Origin of the sequence: Bradyrhizobium valentinum (assembly GCF_001440405.1) — a bacterium.
Classification (GTDB): Bacteria; Pseudomonadota; Alphaproteobacteria; order Rhizobiales; family Xanthobacteraceae; genus Bradyrhizobium; species Bradyrhizobium valentinum.
Genome location: NZ_LLXX01000046.1, coordinates 41,045 through 55,758, shown reverse-complemented (window position 1 = coordinate 55,758; position 14,714 = coordinate 41,045). Strand labels below are relative to the sequence as shown.

Here is a 14,714-nt window from a genome sequence, read left to right as displayed (position 1 = left end):
CCATCAGGTTGGGTGGAAGACTTTCACTTCCGAGCTATTGAGCATGCCCGGCACACGACTAAACCGCTCGCGCGGTAGCTCGCTGCGGCGGTCAACACAGCCAACACGATAGCGCAACGGGACGTCCTGTCCTGAGATGAGGGGTTCGCGACCTTCACTCAAGACAGGAGCATCCCATGACCAACCAGGCCATGAGCCCATTGCGGCGGCGCATGATCGAAGACATGACGATCCGCAAGTTAGCGCCAAAAACCCAGCAAGGCTACATCCGTACTATCAAGGATTTTGCTATCTTCCTCGGCCGATCGCCCGACACGGCGAGCTTCGAGGACGTCCGACGCTTTCAATTGCATCTGGCGGCGAACGGCGCGCACATCCCGATTCTCAATCATACCGTAGCTGCGTTGCGGTTCTTCTTCAGGATCACGCTCAGGCGCTCCGATATCATCGAGCACACCACATTCCTCCACGAGCCCCGCAAGCTGCCGGTCGTGCTCAGCCCGGAGGAGGTGACGCGGCTCCTGGATGCTGCGCCGGGCCTCAAGTACAAGGCGGCGCTGAGTGTGGCTTACGGCGCAGGTTTGCGCGCCGCCGAGGTGATCTCGCTCAAGATCGGCGACATCGACAGCAAGCGCATGGTGATCCGTGTCGAACAAGGCAAAGGCCGCAAAGACCGCTATGTGATGCTGTCTCCGCATCTGCTCGAGTTGCTGCGTGCCTGGTGGAAGACAGCACGACCGCAGGGCTGGTTGTTTCCTGGCCGCGACCGCGTGCAGCCGATGACGACGCGCCAGCTCAATCGCGCCTGCCATGCCGCAACCTCTTGAGCGGGAGTCTGTTTTCCGGAGAGGACGACATTTGAGATTGCGAGCTTTTTGGATTTGAAGGCCGCAAAGCTTGCAATTTCATTTTTGCGATTCCCTCGAATCACGGGTCATGATTCCGTGGTCGCATCGGAGGGGACGATGCGACCCAAGGAACGACGGGACAGCGGACAGGCCGATCTTCTGCGCTCGCGGCTGTGGAAGTCTTCAATCGCGAGGAAGCAGAGCGGCGTACGATCGACTACCTCATCAAGAACCTGCACCTCGCGGCCACCGCTATCGAGGTGATCCAGAACGCCGCGCCCACTTTGCAGGCCGTGGACCAAGTCCATGCCACCTTGCAGCAGCGTATGACCGAGATCCTGCATGTCGACCTCTGGCGTCACGTTGGCCGCGGCTCTCTCACCATCAGCTTTATGAGCCGAAGGATGCGGCGCACGCGAGCGGGTCAGGAAGAGGTTGAGGATTTCCTGGACGAGCATGTGTTCGCTGAATTCCCCGGTTTCCGGATGTTCAGCCCGCGAGCTTCCCGACTGGCTGGCCGCGCCACTACATGCGCCAAGCGCCTGAGCTTCATCAACTTCGGCGATGAGTTGCAGGACCGCGTCCGCGAGATGACGAACGAGGATCAGGCAAAAGCAGCCCGGATGCTCTCGAAAGGCCTGGAGACGGCCAGGACAATCTTTGCGGATGCCGAAGAAATCCGCTCCGGCTTTGGTCCCATGAGCATCGCTAACCTGAAGGGCTGGACGAAGAACACGGGTTGTCCAGTACGGCTGCACATATCCGGCGACGACGGCAACTTTTACATCGGCGCTGATGAAAATCACGGGATGCGGATCGAACTGCCGCCGATGTTCTGGCGACGCTTCGGCGATCTGCCGAACATCGCCACACTGTCGAACTGGGACGAAGATTATTCCACTGGATGATCGTCATCCTCTGTCTGGAAATAGATGCCCATGCCGGTGAGTTCTACCGAGAACTCATTGCGCAGACTCAGAGCTTCTTCAGCCAATTTTTCCAATTCGTGAGCTTGCTGTTTGTACGCCATATCCTTGAGATTGGTGCGCGCAATGTGATGCACGTACCCACCCTCTGATTCTGGCATCCAAAGGCCATGGGCAACTCGCTGCCTATGGTCGTTTAGTTTCCTAAATCGGTTTATGAGCTTCTTCATTTCGCCGCGCTCTCCGAAGAGCACCACGGCAAGATTGCAAAGCGCCGCAACGTCGAAAGCTGCCGTAACCACATCTAAATGCTTCGGCTTGAGCGCAAGCTCTTCTCCAACCGCATAGCGTAGCGAATACTCAACCTGCGAGAACTCGTGCATGAAAAAGCCGATGGAGCGATAGGTCTTCTCCGACTCTAATTGCCACGGTTGAAAAAGCATTAGCCTGGTGCCGTCGATTTCAGCCTCGAAGATTTCGCCTTCATTGAGGCGCGGCCATTCATCCCGATATTTAGTTGCGGCTTGCGCTGAAGAAAACACCCTCGGCACGCCGTCCCAAACAACCCACACCGTAGCCATAGCTTTCTATACCCTTCAGTTGTTCAGTCTGACTGGTCGCTTAGTGTTTATGTAGAACGTAGGCAATCCGCATTTCAGTATCTTCAGAACCTACCCTAGGAGGTTGAAGAGACAAATGCTGGAAAGTGAATTTAAGCGGCCAAAATTGAAATTTGCTGGTGGGGAGGCGCGACAGAAAGGTCTCGCCGAGGCAATTGAATTCCTCTTGTCCTGTCCCGTCATTGAGTTTCAACGTCAACGGCAAGCAATATAGCGAGGTATCTTTTCAACAAGATGTACACCTTGTTTGCGCTAGACTATTCCCATCAACAATCTTCAAGGTGCATCGTCTCGCAACCCCATGAAGTCGCCAGTCGTTAGGGCTTAGACGTTGCTGGCGAAACGAGAACAACTCCATAGTTTTTCTGGTGAATGTGAGTGATAGCACCGCTACGCTCGTTGTCAGACCGTGGCTTATGAACAGAAAACGCGCCACGGATGAAGCGCGGCGCTTTTCCTGGCCACGATGCACTACATCTGCATCACGAACCTACCTATTGTCTCGCAGCTTGAGTTTCGTGCAATATGCTCGCTGGGGATAAGGAAATGGCCATGGCAGAAAAAGATCCAGAAAAGCAAGTCGAGCATTTCAAGCAGATGGTCCGGGCACGCTCCCGCATCCAACCAGAGCTGATCCAGCTTTTGGAATTCGTTCGCGAGTACCGGGAACACCTGGGGCCGTCGGTCTTCCTTCGCGTCTCTGGACTGTTAGCTAGTGCCGGTTTTTCACTTTGGCGGGCAGCATTTCTATTCCACCAAGAAGACGGCAAGCACCAGGTATACCTGGACAACGTCGATACCTTCGTTTCGAAAATCATATCGGACAATTCTATCGCGTTCTCCGACGACAGAAATACCTGGTCGCTATGGCACTACATCGGCGTTGCCCGAAGCAGCCTTCTTGAGGCTATGGTCCTCTTGTTCGGCGGTGTCGCAGAAAACCCGCGAAGCAGTACGATAAAGGCGCGGCTTTCCGATCCGCCGTCCAGGAAACGCCGCAGCTCAGTGGGACGCGCTTTTTGATGTGATGCAGTATGTCCGCGAAACGCTGACCTCGCGATTCGAGTTCGTCAGAACGTCTCCTAAACTCAACTAATGGATTGCGCCGATGGATCTTGCGAGGGCCAAAACAACGGAAACCGCTACGGCGCAGTTACTTTTGTTTGGTGGGAGCACCAGGGCTCGAACCTGGGACCCGATGATTAAGAGTCATCTACTCGTGGACGTCGCCCACGCGGCAGTGCAAATTCGGCATTGCTACCCAGGGGCGTTCGAGTAGATTTTGGCTCGGATCTGGGTCGAACTAATTCTCCGCAGCTACTTGCCGCAAAAAGCGCTCCTGACGTGCAGAAGTTTACAACGATGGCCGGAGTTCGTTTTGTTTATGACCACCCAATATCTGAGTTCAGCAACGGGTGATCGACCGCACTGGGCTCACTTATCGCTTCAGTAGGTCGCCAGCATCCACACCCAGCGCTCTTGCAAGCTTGCCGAGCATCGTGACCGAAGCACTGTAAGCGCTGGTCTCTAACTGGCTGATATAACTTCGATCCACTTTTGCTCGAAACGAGAGTTCCTCCTGACTCCAGCCCTTTTCATGCCGGAGCCGTCGAAGGTTCTTGGCAACAATATCTCTCATCCCGTCCATGAGAGACGGCATGCTTCTTGTTGAGCATACCCATCAATTGAGTATACTCAACAAACGTAATGGCAGAGGCAGCCCCCTATGAATCGCCCTGAGACGGTCCCGCTAGAGCCATTCGCAGAGATTACGAGCAATACCTATCGATTTGGATATCGTATTGTCGGGACCAGCAATTACGCGTTCGTGGTCGAAGTCCCCATCCCGATCGTCGAGCAAACGGTGCTAACTAGAGCAACATTGACCGCGAGAGTTAGTCCAGACGGCACAGTAACTTCTTCTATGATCATGTCTACGGGCAGCACACCTGATCTCCTCACTGCCGCCACGTCGATTGATGCCCTAGTTCAAAGGGCGGTAAATGCCGAAAATCTCCGTATGGAAGAAGCGACCGCGGCGGATCTGAGTACGTTTCTGCAACGGCTTGAGGATTCCGTCAGGCTGGTGAAATACGCCACCAGCCAGACAGGGAGCGAAACGAAAACCGCACTCAAAACTACTGACTGAAAAGCTTCCAGCTCCTCGCTTGGTCGCAAATGGCTGTTTTGCCATGTACAAAGGCATGCGCGTTCCTGGCCAGAGTTGACTTACGTGCTGGTTCCTTGGCCGAGATTTCCCCCACTTTGCCCCGATCCATTTCGGGTGCGCCGATTCTCAGGATTCCGAGAAGTGGGATTGGACGAATCCTTCGCGCCACCTGCCCTGCTCGCACGCCGGAAATCCACATCTCCATCAAGAAACGCCTCGAGTATAAACGGCACGAGATCGGCCACTTCTTCCCGGGTGCCATAGGTCTCGGCGTAGAAATCTGCGTAGTCGCGAAGCCGCGCTGCCAGATTCGGCGATAACGTTGTGCTGAGCTTGACCGGCGTGCGGTCGGGCAGTTTCGAAAGTTTCATTGGCATTATCTCGCCTTGGCCACCGTCTGCATGTCTTGATAAGGCTTCAGCACGAGATCCTTCGAAACAATCACACGCAGCGGCCAGCCTGGCCGCACCGTGATGGTCGGCTGGACATCGAGTTCACGCTCGACAAGTCGCTGACCTGCCCTATTGGTCGTCTGCTGAACGCTTTCGCGAAGCGCCTTGATCAGATCGCCTTCATCATTGCCAAGCGAGAGCTGGGTCCCAACGCCGAGAAGCGTCGCGAGGCCAATCCCCTTGAGCAATTGCCACGTATGGAAATCGACCTCATCCTCGAGGCCGGAGTATCCGGCGAAATCGGTCGCCGGAAGGTTCTCAATCACGATCGAACTGCCATTCGGCAGGATCAGGCGCGTCCAGACCACCAGCGCACGCTTCTGGCCAAATGCAACGACACTGTCGTATTTACCGAAAAGCCTTGTTCCCTGCGGGACGAGAAGATGCTCGCCGGTCACCGTGTCGTAGACGTTTTCCGTTACCTGGGCGATCGTCGATCCCGGCAGATCGGAATTTAAGCCAGTGATCAGGCTCGCCGGAATGATCGATCCCGCCATAAGCGCGTAGGGCGACGGTGCGGCTGCGAGGGGGTGCGGGTTGGTCGTTTCCTTGTCAGCTTTGGCACTAACGAAGGCGAGCTTGCGCGCCGGGGACGATGGAATGATTTCGCTGGACCTGTCGTTCAAGCCATGCGCCCTTGCAAGGAGATCAGCCGTCGTCGGAGTGTTATCCGCGGGTACCGGACGAAATGCCGAAGGCTGCTCAATGGCTGTGACCGCAGCCACCAGCTGCTTGCGCCGGTCCTGCTTTTCAGACAGGCGAAACAGCAGGCCCGACTCTTTGGCCTGCTGCGCAATACGAGCCTGACGGATCCGCTCTGCCCGCTCAACATCCTGCTCTGGGTTAGCCTGGAACGGCGTTTCGGATGGGCTTGCCCCTAGTTTCTTCTCACTCTCGGCGAAGGCGCGACCGATATCGCCGGGCGATGGTGGGCCAAGTTTTGGCGGCAAGTCCTGGTAAGATTTGGGCAGCTTGGTGAGCCCGTCAGCCGTCTGCTTGCGGTCGGTATTGTACAATTCGGTTCGTTCGGTGGGTTTGAACATCCGAGGCGGACTGAGCGCAATGATCGTCGCACCCGCGATGAACAACGTGGCGACCGCGCAGCCGATCATGAGGGTACGTTTGTTGAGACGGCGGATCGGCCGCGGCCGTGCCCGCAATTCCAACCGTTCTGGTGGTACCTTGTCGGAATCCTCGATCACGATGCGCCTCCGATGCTGAAGATCTGAGAAACCGGGCGCGCATCGGTGCGGATTATCCGAACCGTGCGCTGGGGATTCTCGCCAAGGCGAAGCTCGGCGGCGCCGAACATCCGGTCGACGATGTAGTAAGAGCCTCGCACGCGATAATTGACGAGGTTAGGTCGGCCATCGGCGCCGGCGATGAACAGCGGCGGCGCCTCGCCTTGGGACAGACCCGACGGCATCTGAATAAAGACCTTATGGCCATCGTCGAAGGCGCGAAGCGGCCGCCACGGCGGGTCGTCCCCCTCGATCCGATAGCGGAAGTTCAAGCTGTCCAGCCGCACGCCGCGATCAGCGACACGTTGTTCGGTCTCCTGCGCCGCCTGGTTCTGCTTGTGAAGTGCGACCAGACTGTCGGTCGGATAGGTCCAGGAAATCGAGGCCATGTAGGTTTGCTTGGTGGAGACGAGCTCGAGGTGGTAGGTGCGCCGGTCGGTCAGGACCACGAGATTGGTCTGAATATCCGGCAGCGTCGGCTTGACCAGGATATGAACCCGCCGTGTGCCCGCCTGCCCGCTTATGGTGTCAGCGATGACCCACCGCACTGTGTCGCCAGTCGAGACATCGATCAGTTCCTCGGCTGGCTGCAGCACGATGGTGGAAACCTTCTCCGGGCTGGTGTAGAGCCGATAAAGCGCGCCTTCGGTCCAAGGATAAACTTGAATGGCATTGATGTAACCGGCCCGGGTCGGTTCGATCCGTGCGGCCTTGTTGGCAGTGGCTATCGCCTGCTCCGGCGGAACCTTCTCTCCCTTGACGCCTTTGGTCGGCCATGGCTTGAGCTGACCGGGCAGCGGCAACACCTTGGGTACCTCGACAACCTCGACTGGCTTGGGCGGATCAGCCTCTGGAAGAGCCTTCTCAAACGTCATTTCGTCGTACGGCGCCTCGAGATTCAATTTCGTGGCACAGCCCCCAAGTGCGAGCGCCAGGGAAAGGATGCTCACCGACGCGCGGCTCTTCATGGCAAAGGACATCATTTTGCGTCTCCGATCAGGTCGCGCGACCAGTTGAGGGAATGAACGTAGAGACCGAGCGGATTTTTCCGCAACGTCTCGGCGCTCGTTGGAGGTTTCAGGATGACTGTCACGAGGCCGGTGAAGCGCTCGGTCTTTGCGACTGCGCCGTTCTCGTAGGTATTCTCCTTCCAGCGAATCTCGAAACTGTCGCCGGATGCACGGACGACCGAAATCACGTCGGCGGTTGCGGTTTTCGCGCCGATCTTGGTGAAGGGGTCGGCTTCGCGCGCATACTCGTTAAGAGCCTGCGCCCCGCGATCGGTGACAAAGTCGTACGCCCGAAGCCAGTTCGTTCGCACGATGATCGGGTCAATCGATAGCGAGCGGACGTTTTCGACGAAGCGCGCCAGGAAGTGCGCGATCTGGGCGTCGGACGGCTGGTAGGTCTCAAATGCCGGACCGACCGCGCGCACCTCGCCGAGGCGATCAACTTCGACCACATACGGCACTACGCTGGACCGGCCGATCACCGTCGAGAGCGTCAGACCCAACACAGTTGAAAGTGCTGTAGCGGCCAGAGCGGCTAGCCGCCAGTTGCTGGCCTGAACGCGGGCCGAGCCCAACCGTTCGTCCCAGACCTGTTGCGCCTTCTGATAGGGCGTGACCGGCTCGGGCGAATTGCCATAGCGGACCGACGGGCGGTGGAAGGGATGAGACGCCATACCTTCAGTCCTCTCCCAGCTTGGGACCGGAAGAGTGTCCACCTTTGTCGCCTTCCTTCAGGGAGTGGCTGGCAATCTGCGCCGCCTCCTTGATTTGCTGCCCTCGACGGAATTGGCCGGCCAGACCTGATGGTTTGCCGCTGGATGAAGCGGAGTCCTGACGGCCAAGCGCGCCCGATTTCGCAGGCTGAGAACTCTGGCGAGTGACTGCCATGTCTGCTGCCGAGCCAGCCCCACTCGCCGACGTGCCAGCAAGCGACGCAGCGGAACGGAGCGCGCCGACCGATCCACCCGCCGCCATCCGCAATCCGCCAAGCGCCATCGCGCCGCCACCAATCGCGACCGCCGCAGCGCCCGCAACCGTGCCCGCGGCCGCACCTGCACCAAGTTGGGGCGCGCCCGACACCAGACCGGCCGCGATGCCTGGACCAAAGATGCCGAGCCCGAACAAGGAGAGCGCGGCAAGCAGCAGGCTCATGGCGGAAACAATATCGACCGGCCGGGTCAGCGTCGTAGAAAGCTCGCCGAAGATGGTCGATCCGATGCCGATGATGATTGCAAGCACCATCACCTTGACCCCGGATGCGATGACATTGCCGAGCGTTTTTTCCGCAAGAAAAGACGTTTTGCCCCAGAGCGCAAACGGCACCAGGATGAAACTCGCGAGCGTCGTCAATTTGAACTCGATCAAGGTGACGAACAGCTGGACCAAGAGGATAAAGAACGCGAGCACGATCACGATCCAGCAAAACAGCAGGATCAGAATCGTGGGCAGATTGGTAAGTATGTCGAAGCCGGAGAACTGGCTGGTTTCCTCCAGCAGCGGATGCGCTGCGGTGAATCCTGTCGAGGCCACGAAGCCCGGCCGCATCAGATCCGCCGCGCTCAGCGACCCGCCGCCTGCCTTCAACCCGATGCTTGAGAACGAGCTGAAGACGATGCCGGCAAGCGACTTGAAGTTGCCAATGATGAAGGCGAATGCCCCGACATAAAGCACCTTCTTGGCAAGCGTAACCAGGATGTGATCGTCGGCGCGCAGGCTCCACGCTAAGCCCGCAAGTGTCAAATCAATGACAACCAGCGTTGAGCTCAGAAACGCAACGTCGCCGCCGAGAATTCCGAAGCCGGAATCGATGTAGCGCGAGAATGTTTCGGTGAAACGGTCGATGACCGCGAGATCAGCCATGGTCCCCTCCTCTAGCGTCGACCGGTGTAAGCGCGGCCGTCTCCGATGAAGCGGGTAAAGCGCTCGCGCCCTGCCTCCGCGGAGGCCTGCTGCTCGACCGCTCGCAAGGCCTCAGCCCGGGACTGCGTCGCGACCAGCGCCTGGGCCTGCAGCGACTGCTTAACCTGAAGCGCCAGCAGTTCGTTACCGGACTGCTGGGCCTGTAGGGACCCGACGGCGCCCGAAGAATTCGCCATCAGGATACGGAGGGTCTGCCCGTCCTGGTCGAGCGCTGAGGCAATCGTCGCCTGGGTCACCAGCGTTTGCTTCAGCGCCTGATAGGTGTTGTCCCAGCGAGCTGTCGCGTCCTGCACCATCCGGTCTGAGGACACGGCAGCAGTATATTGGCGAGGATAAAACCGCTGAAAGTCGCCTTGGGTTTTCTGAACGTCGAACGAGATGCCCTTGGCCTGGGCGATCAGGCTGTTGATCTCGTTGATCTTCGAGGTGAGTTGGCCAACGACGCTGCTTGGCAGGCTCGTCAGGTTCCTGGCCCCGTTGATCAGCATCTGCGCCTCGTTTTCGAGGCTCTTGATCTGATTGTTGATCTGATCCAATGCCCGCGCGGCGGTCAGAATATTCTGGCTGTAGTTCGATGGATCGAACACCACGATCTGGGCTCCGAGTCGTCGCGACCCATTCACCGCAACAACGAGCGCTAGTCCGATTGCGACGACACTGGTCGGTATTTTTCGTGGAACAGTTTTGCCGAATGGCTTTTCCAGCATCGAATGAACTCCGGATTTGAGGATAAGGATTTGCAGGCAACGCGAGGAATCACGCGTCCCTGACATGCTCGAAGGTGCTGATCAGATTGGCGGCCCACTGAAGATCTCGGGCAGCGAGGTAGCGTTCGGCGAATTGGGCGGGGCCGAATTTGGCCAGTAGCGCCTCAATCAGGCGCTGATCCTCGGGCGATGAAGCCGCCGCGAAGGCTAGCGCAATTGGACCGAGCCCAAGTTCGAACAGGCGATTGCCCGCGCGCGATTGCAGGTAATAATCCCGCTTCGGAAAGGCTTCCGCGATCAGGCGCACTTGCGTGTCGTTAAAACCGAAACGGCGGTAGGTCTCCGACTGCGTAGGCTCGAGCGCCCGGGGGTTTGGCAGGAATATCCGGGTTGGGCAGGACTCAATGATCGCCGGCGCAATCTGGCTGTCGGCAATGTCACTAAGTGACTGGGTCGCGAATACTACGGCGACGTTCTTCTTGCGGAGCGTCTTCAGCCATTCGCGGATACGGTCAGCGAACAACGGGTCGTCCAGGAACAACCAGGCCTCATCCAGGACAAGTAGCGTCGGACGGCCATCAAATCGCGCCTCAAGCGCATGGAATAGATAAGTCAGCACGGGCGCCACCAGTCCGGGCAGCGCCATCAATTCTTCCATCTCGAACGTCAGCACATCGGCGCTGGACAGCCTGTCTGCGTCGGCATCAAGAAAGCGTCCGTAAGGACCTTCCAGGGTGTAGGGCGTCAGCGCCTGGCGCAACACGTCGCGCGCCAACAAGGCCACAAGACCGGTCATGGTGCGTTCCGCGACCGGTGCCGAGCCAAGGCTCTTCAGGGCCGACCAGATCGTCTCCTTGACCTCGGGCGTGATGAGGACCCGTTCGTGGGCAAGAACACCGCATAACCAGTCGAGCGCCCAGAGCCGCGCTCCCTCGTCATCGACATCCCGAAGTGGCTGGAACGCAAGTCCGCCCTTCACCCCCAACTCATACCAGGCACCGCCGAGCGCTAGCGTTGCCGCGCGGGCCGAACGGCCCTTGTCGAAGATCACAAGCTGCGATCCTTGATAGCGGCGGAATTGAAGAGCAAGTACCGACAAAAGGACAGATTTGCCGGCGCCGGTTGGGCCAACGATCAGGCTGTGGCCGACATCGCCGACATGCAGCGTCAGGCGAAACGGCGTCGCGCCGTTGGTCTTGGCCAGGAGAAGCGGCGGTCCATCCAGATGTTCGCAGCGCGCCTCACCTGCCCAAACGGCAGACAAAGGACACATATGGGCAAGGTTGAGGGTATGGACGATCGGCTGACGCAGGTTGGCGTAAGCCTGCCCCGGCAGGCTGCCGAGCCAGGCTTCCACCGCGTTGACGTTCTCCCGGATTGTGGTGAAGCCGCGGCTGTTGATGGCCCGTTCTACCGCGCGAATCTTCTCGTCGGCGGCGTAGGAATCCTCGTCGTGAACGGTGACTGATGTTGTGATGTAGCCGAACGCCACGAGGTCATCGCCGAGCTCCTGGAGCGCCGCATCCGCGTCCACCGCCTTGTTATCCGCATCCGTGTCGAGCAAGGCCGCCTGCTCGTTGAACATCACCTCCTTCAGGATGGCGCCCAGGGATTTGCGCTTGGCGAACCATTGCCTCCGATAGCGGGAAAGTGCTGCTTGGGCTTGCGTCCGGTCGAGCGGCAGGAAGCGCGTGGCCCATCGATAGGCGACGCCGAGCCGGTTCAGATCGTCGAGTACCCCCGGAAACGTAACGGCCGGAAAGCCCAGAACGGTCACCGTGCGAAGGTGGCTGCGGCCAATCGCTGGCGAGAGACCGCCGGTCAGCGGCTCATCGCTCAGGAATGCGTCCAGATAGGCCGGAATCCCGGGAACGCTGACGGGATGTCGCTTCGTCGAGACACAGCTGTGCAGATAGGTCAGTGTGTCCTGGTCGTCGAGCGCGGCGATTTCCGGCAGAACCGACGAGAGCAAATCGACGGCACGATCGGTCTCCTGAACGAATCGCTGGAGATGCTCCTCGTAAGCGCCCGGCCGCGCTGTTCGTTGCGGCGGTTGACCGCCGCTTGAGCCATCACGTCCTGGCGCATTGTGGTCGGCCACATGCTGCGAGTGAGCGGCGTTCCGTCTCCGAAACAAGCGAGACAGCGGGTTCGAGCCGGTCGTTTGAATGCCCGGATTTTCCAGAAACAGGGTCTCCAGCCTTGAGACCTGCTCGACCGGCGGCAGATACATGAACGTGAGATGCGAGATGCTCTCAAAATGTTGGCTCCCGTGACGGGAGGGGTCACCCCATGCCGTATCAACCGTTCCCTCAAAGGACGCGCGCCGCTCCTCGTCGACCAGCCACGACACCGCGTCGGGAAATTGCGACCGCGGGTAATCCGAGGCCGGTATGCGGGTGGCATCGAAGAACAGCGCCCAGCCGGAGCCAAATCTTTTCAGGACATTGTTGACGCGGGATGCCGCGCTCATCAGTTCTGCTTCGGTGGCGCTGTCGAGATCAGGGCCGCGGTAACGCACCGTGCGCTGGAAACTGCCGTCCTTGTTCAGGACAATTCCGGGCGCAATCAGACAGGCCCAGGGCAGCCAGTCGGCCAGCCGATGAGCATGGGAGCGAAATTCGCGCAAATTCAGCATGCGAGCCATCCCTTGTGCTTGGTGTGGCGGACAGCGACTTCGACAAAGGCCGGATCGCGCCTGGCAAGCCAGACGGCGATACCGTGCCCGACGATCCAGAGCACGAGCCCCGCGAGCCAGAGCCTTAAGCCGAGCGCCAGCACAGCCGAAACCGTGCCAAGCAGAATCGCGGCGGCGCGCGGGGCGCCTCCGATCAAAATCGGCTCGGTCAGCGAGCGGTGAAGAACAAGTTCAAAGCCAAAGCTTCGCATCAGATCAGCGCTCCGCCGCCGAACGAGAAGAACGACAGAAAAAACGAGCTGGCCGCAAAGGCGATGGACAGGCCGAACACGACCTGAACCATCTTCCGGAAGCCGCCGGAGGTATCACCAAAGGCGAGCGAGATCCCGGTCACCGTGATGATGATGACAGCTACGATCTTTGCGACCGGCCCCTGTACGGATTCCAGAATGCGCTCGAGTGGCGCCTCCCACGGCATGCCAGAACCCGCCGCGCAGGCAGCCGACGCCGTCAGCAACGTGACAGTGGCGCCGGCGCCGAAGTCGACGATGACGGGGTGGGCAACATAACAAAGTCGTCCAAGGCGACCACGCACGGCTGAGACTTGCAGTCTGAACGTCATGAAAACCTTCCAGGTCTTGATCAGGGATGATCGACGGGGTTCGGCAGGCCGGGCGGTATCTCCAGGACGTAGTCGCCTGAAAGATCGAGGCCTTTGACCTCAAGAGTTGTCTCGATGCGGCGTCCGGGGCCGCGTCCCTTGATGAAGACGACGAGATCGATCGCTTCTGCGATCAGGCGGCGGGGAACGGTCGTTACCGCTTCCTGGATCAGTTGCTCGATCCGATAGAGCGCCGCGCGCGCGGAGTTGGCGTGCACCGTTGCGATTCCACCGGGATGGCCGGTGTTCCAGGCTTTCAGCATGTCTAGGGCTTCCCCTCCCCGGACCTCGCCGACCACAATTCGGTCGGGGCGCAACCGAAGGGTCGAGCGCACCAGATCGGCAAGCGTTGCAACCCCGGGCTTGGTCCTCAGCGCGACCGCGTCCTTGGCGTCGCACCTGAGTTCGCGGGTGTCCTCGATGATGACCACCCGCTGGTCGAGACCTGCGACCTCGGCCAGGAGCGCATTGGCAAGTGTGGTCTTGCCCGAACCGGTCCCACCAGCGACCAGGATGTTGCGCCCCTCTGCGACAGCCTCGCTGAGGATTTTTGCCATCGCGGGCGAGGCAATCTGCGCCCTGACATAGTCTGACAAATGGAACGTGGCTGTTGCGGGCTTGCGGATAGCAAAGCAGGCCGCGAGCGCCACCGGCGGCAACAGCCCCTCGAACCGCTCGCCAGTTTCGGGCAGTTCGGCAGAGACGATCGGAGACGATCCGCTGGCCTCGGCGCGGACGTGGCTTGCAACGAGACGGATGATCCGCTCCGCCTCGTGCGGCGTCAGGACCACGCCGGTGTCGGCACGTCCGGAACCATGGCGGTCGAGCCAGAGCCGGCCGTCGGGATTGACCAGAACTTCAACAACGTCCGGCTCATCAAGCGCTACTGCGATGGCCGGGCCCATGGCGGTACGCAGCATGTTGCGGCGGCGCTCACGGGTCTCGGGCGAGAGGAGATCAGACATGGCCGACCTCCTCTCGTCCTTCCGGAGGATGCTCCGGCGGCTCACCCGTTGCTTTGGTTGCACGGGGGTCGGTTTTGTCTCCTGCCGTCGGCTGGCCCAACGGCGCGCGCTCCTCCAGATTCCTCAAGAACAGATCCGGATTCGACGTGCTGACCCGCTCCATCACGTCGGCTACGAGCCGTCCGCCCGAGGCGACGCGTTTGCCGATCTGGGCCACGAACATCTCAAAGCGTTCGCGCCCTAAGGCGCGCGCGGCGTGCTGGTCACCCGACGGCAATGGCGGCGTGATGGTGAGGTAGTAGCGGACAAAGAGCGCAATAGTTTCCGCCGTGATCGAAAGATCGCGATCCATCTGGTCGAGCTGCCGGCTCAAACGATCGAGGCGCCGCACCAGGGCTGCATCGCCGCTCTGATCGCGCTCCGGATTGAGAAAGCGGTCGAGCGCTGCATCAACAATTGCCGACTTGTTGGTTCCTGGCCGGCTGGCTGCCTGCGCAAGACGCTTCGCGACATGATCAGAGACATAGGCAGACAGTTTCGGTTTCATGGCTTGGTC

At 59.5% G+C, this 14,714-nt stretch carries 17 protein-coding genes and 1 tRNA gene; 4 read left to right on the top strand and 14 right to left on the bottom strand.

The annotated features are described in order from the left end of the window. The first annotated feature begins 176 nt into the window (after positions 1-176). Together CP49_RS08180 and CP49_RS08175 are read left to right on the top strand one after the other, a co-directional pair. Complete coding sequence (locus CP49_RS08180; protein ID WP_082645909.1) at positions 177-827, top strand: tyrosine-type recombinase/integrase; 651 nt, start codon at positions 177-179, stop codon at positions 825-827. 194 nt (positions 828-1,021) lie between these two features. After that, positions 1,022-1,756, top strand: coding sequence for a hypothetical protein (locus CP49_RS08175; RefSeq protein WP_057849773.1), 735 nt, complete (start codon positions 1,022-1,024; stop codon positions 1,754-1,756). Here the strand turns inward: CP49_RS08175 and CP49_RS08170 are convergent. After that, positions 1,741-2,355 (bottom strand): hypothetical protein, encoded by a 615-nt coding sequence (locus CP49_RS08170; RefSeq protein WP_057849772.1) that lies wholly within the window; start codon positions 2,353-2,355, stop codon positions 1,741-1,743. The two genes, CP49_RS08175 and CP49_RS08170, sit on opposite strands and share 16 nt — an antisense overlap. A gap of 591 nt (positions 2,356-2,946) precedes the next feature. Between CP49_RS08170 and CP49_RS08165 the strand changes: the two genes are divergently transcribed. After that, positions 2,947-3,417 carry a hypothetical protein gene (locus tag CP49_RS08165; protein ID WP_156438165.1) on the top strand — a complete coding sequence of 157 codons (471 nt, stop codon included), beginning with the start codon at positions 2,947-2,949 and terminating at the stop codon, positions 3,415-3,417. Between the two features lie 141 nt (positions 3,418-3,558). Here the strand turns inward: CP49_RS08165 and CP49_RS08160 are convergent. Together CP49_RS08160 and CP49_RS08155 are read right to left on the bottom strand one after the other, a co-directional pair. Next, positions 3,559-3,657: transfer RNA gene (locus tag CP49_RS08160), tRNA-Lys, on the bottom strand. A gap of 175 nt (positions 3,658-3,832) precedes the next feature. Continuing rightward, complete coding sequence (locus CP49_RS08155; RefSeq protein ID WP_338060334.1) at positions 3,833-4,033, bottom strand: helix-turn-helix domain-containing protein; 201 nt, start codon at positions 4,031-4,033, stop codon at positions 3,833-3,835. 87 nt (positions 4,034-4,120) lie between these two features. On the opposite strand from CP49_RS08155, the gene CP49_RS08150 reads away from it, so the two are divergent. After that, positions 4,121-4,543 carry a hypothetical protein gene (locus CP49_RS08150; protein ID WP_057849770.1) on the top strand — a complete coding sequence of 141 codons (423 nt, stop codon included), beginning with the start codon at positions 4,121-4,123 and terminating at the stop codon, positions 4,541-4,543. Between the two features lie 80 nt (positions 4,544-4,623). Here CP49_RS08150 and CP49_RS44420 read toward each other — a convergent pair whose 3' ends face one another. The 11 genes from CP49_RS44420 to CP49_RS08095 are packed head-to-tail and all read right to left on the bottom strand — an operon-like array spanning position 4,624 to position 14,705. Then, entirely contained in the window at positions 4,624-4,935 is a 312-nt protein-coding gene (locus CP49_RS44420) for a DUF2274 domain-containing protein (protein ID WP_156438163.1), read from the bottom strand. A 5-nt stretch (positions 4,936-4,940) separates the two neighbouring features. Beyond that, the gene (locus tag CP49_RS47020; RefSeq protein ID WP_245310594.1) at positions 4,941-6,218 is read right to left on the bottom strand and encodes a TraB/TrbI/VirB10 family type IV secretion system protein; all 1,278 of its coding nucleotides are present in this window, start codon (positions 6,216-6,218) and stop codon (positions 4,941-4,943) included. Then, positions 6,215-7,240, bottom strand: a complete 1,026-nt coding sequence (gene trbG, locus CP49_RS08135) for a P-type conjugative transfer protein TrbG (protein ID WP_057849768.1) — start codon at positions 7,238-7,240, stop codon at positions 6,215-6,217. The genes CP49_RS47020 and trbG overlap by 4 nt, the downstream gene beginning before the upstream one ends. Continuing rightward, the gene (gene trbF, locus CP49_RS08130; RefSeq protein ID WP_057849767.1) at positions 7,237-7,941 is read right to left on the bottom strand and encodes a conjugal transfer protein TrbF; all 705 of its coding nucleotides are present in this window, start codon (positions 7,939-7,941) and stop codon (positions 7,237-7,239) included. Before trbF ends, trbG begins: the two co-directional genes overlap by 4 nt. 4 nt (positions 7,942-7,945) lie before the next feature. Next, positions 7,946-9,127 (bottom strand): P-type conjugative transfer protein TrbL, encoded by a 1,182-nt coding sequence (gene trbL, locus CP49_RS08125; protein WP_057849766.1) that lies wholly within the window; start codon positions 9,125-9,127, stop codon positions 7,946-7,948. A gap of 11 nt (positions 9,128-9,138) precedes the next feature. Continuing rightward, the gene (trbJ, locus tag CP49_RS08120; RefSeq protein ID WP_057849765.1) at positions 9,139-9,894 is read right to left on the bottom strand and encodes a P-type conjugative transfer protein TrbJ; all 756 of its coding nucleotides are present in this window, start codon (positions 9,892-9,894) and stop codon (positions 9,139-9,141) included. A gap of 49 nt (positions 9,895-9,943) precedes the next feature. After that, the gene (trbE, locus tag CP49_RS08115) at positions 9,944-12,532 is read right to left on the bottom strand and encodes a conjugal transfer protein TrbE (protein ID WP_057849764.1); all 2,589 of its coding nucleotides are present in this window, start codon (positions 12,530-12,532) and stop codon (positions 9,944-9,946) included. Continuing rightward, the gene (locus CP49_RS08110; RefSeq protein ID WP_057849763.1) at positions 12,526-12,783 is read right to left on the bottom strand and encodes a VirB3 family type IV secretion system protein; all 258 of its coding nucleotides are present in this window, start codon (positions 12,781-12,783) and stop codon (positions 12,526-12,528) included. Before CP49_RS08110 ends, trbE begins: the two co-directional genes overlap by 7 nt. Next, a complete protein-coding gene (locus CP49_RS08105) occupies positions 12,783-13,154 on the bottom strand; it encodes a TrbC/VirB2 family type IV secretion system protein (protein ID WP_197423038.1) in 372 nt (123 codons plus the stop codon). The genes CP49_RS08110 and CP49_RS08105 overlap by 1 nt, the downstream gene beginning before the upstream one ends. Before the next feature lie 20 nt (positions 13,155-13,174). Beyond that, positions 13,175-14,158, bottom strand: a complete 984-nt coding sequence (gene trbB, locus CP49_RS08100; protein ID WP_057849762.1) for a P-type conjugative transfer ATPase TrbB — start codon at positions 14,156-14,158, stop codon at positions 13,175-13,177. Continuing rightward, positions 14,151-14,705 (bottom strand): hypothetical protein, encoded by a 555-nt coding sequence (locus CP49_RS08095; RefSeq protein ID WP_057849761.1) that lies wholly within the window; start codon positions 14,703-14,705, stop codon positions 14,151-14,153. The genes trbB and CP49_RS08095 overlap by 8 nt, the downstream gene beginning before the upstream one ends. Positions 14,706-14,714: the final 9 nt, after the last annotated feature.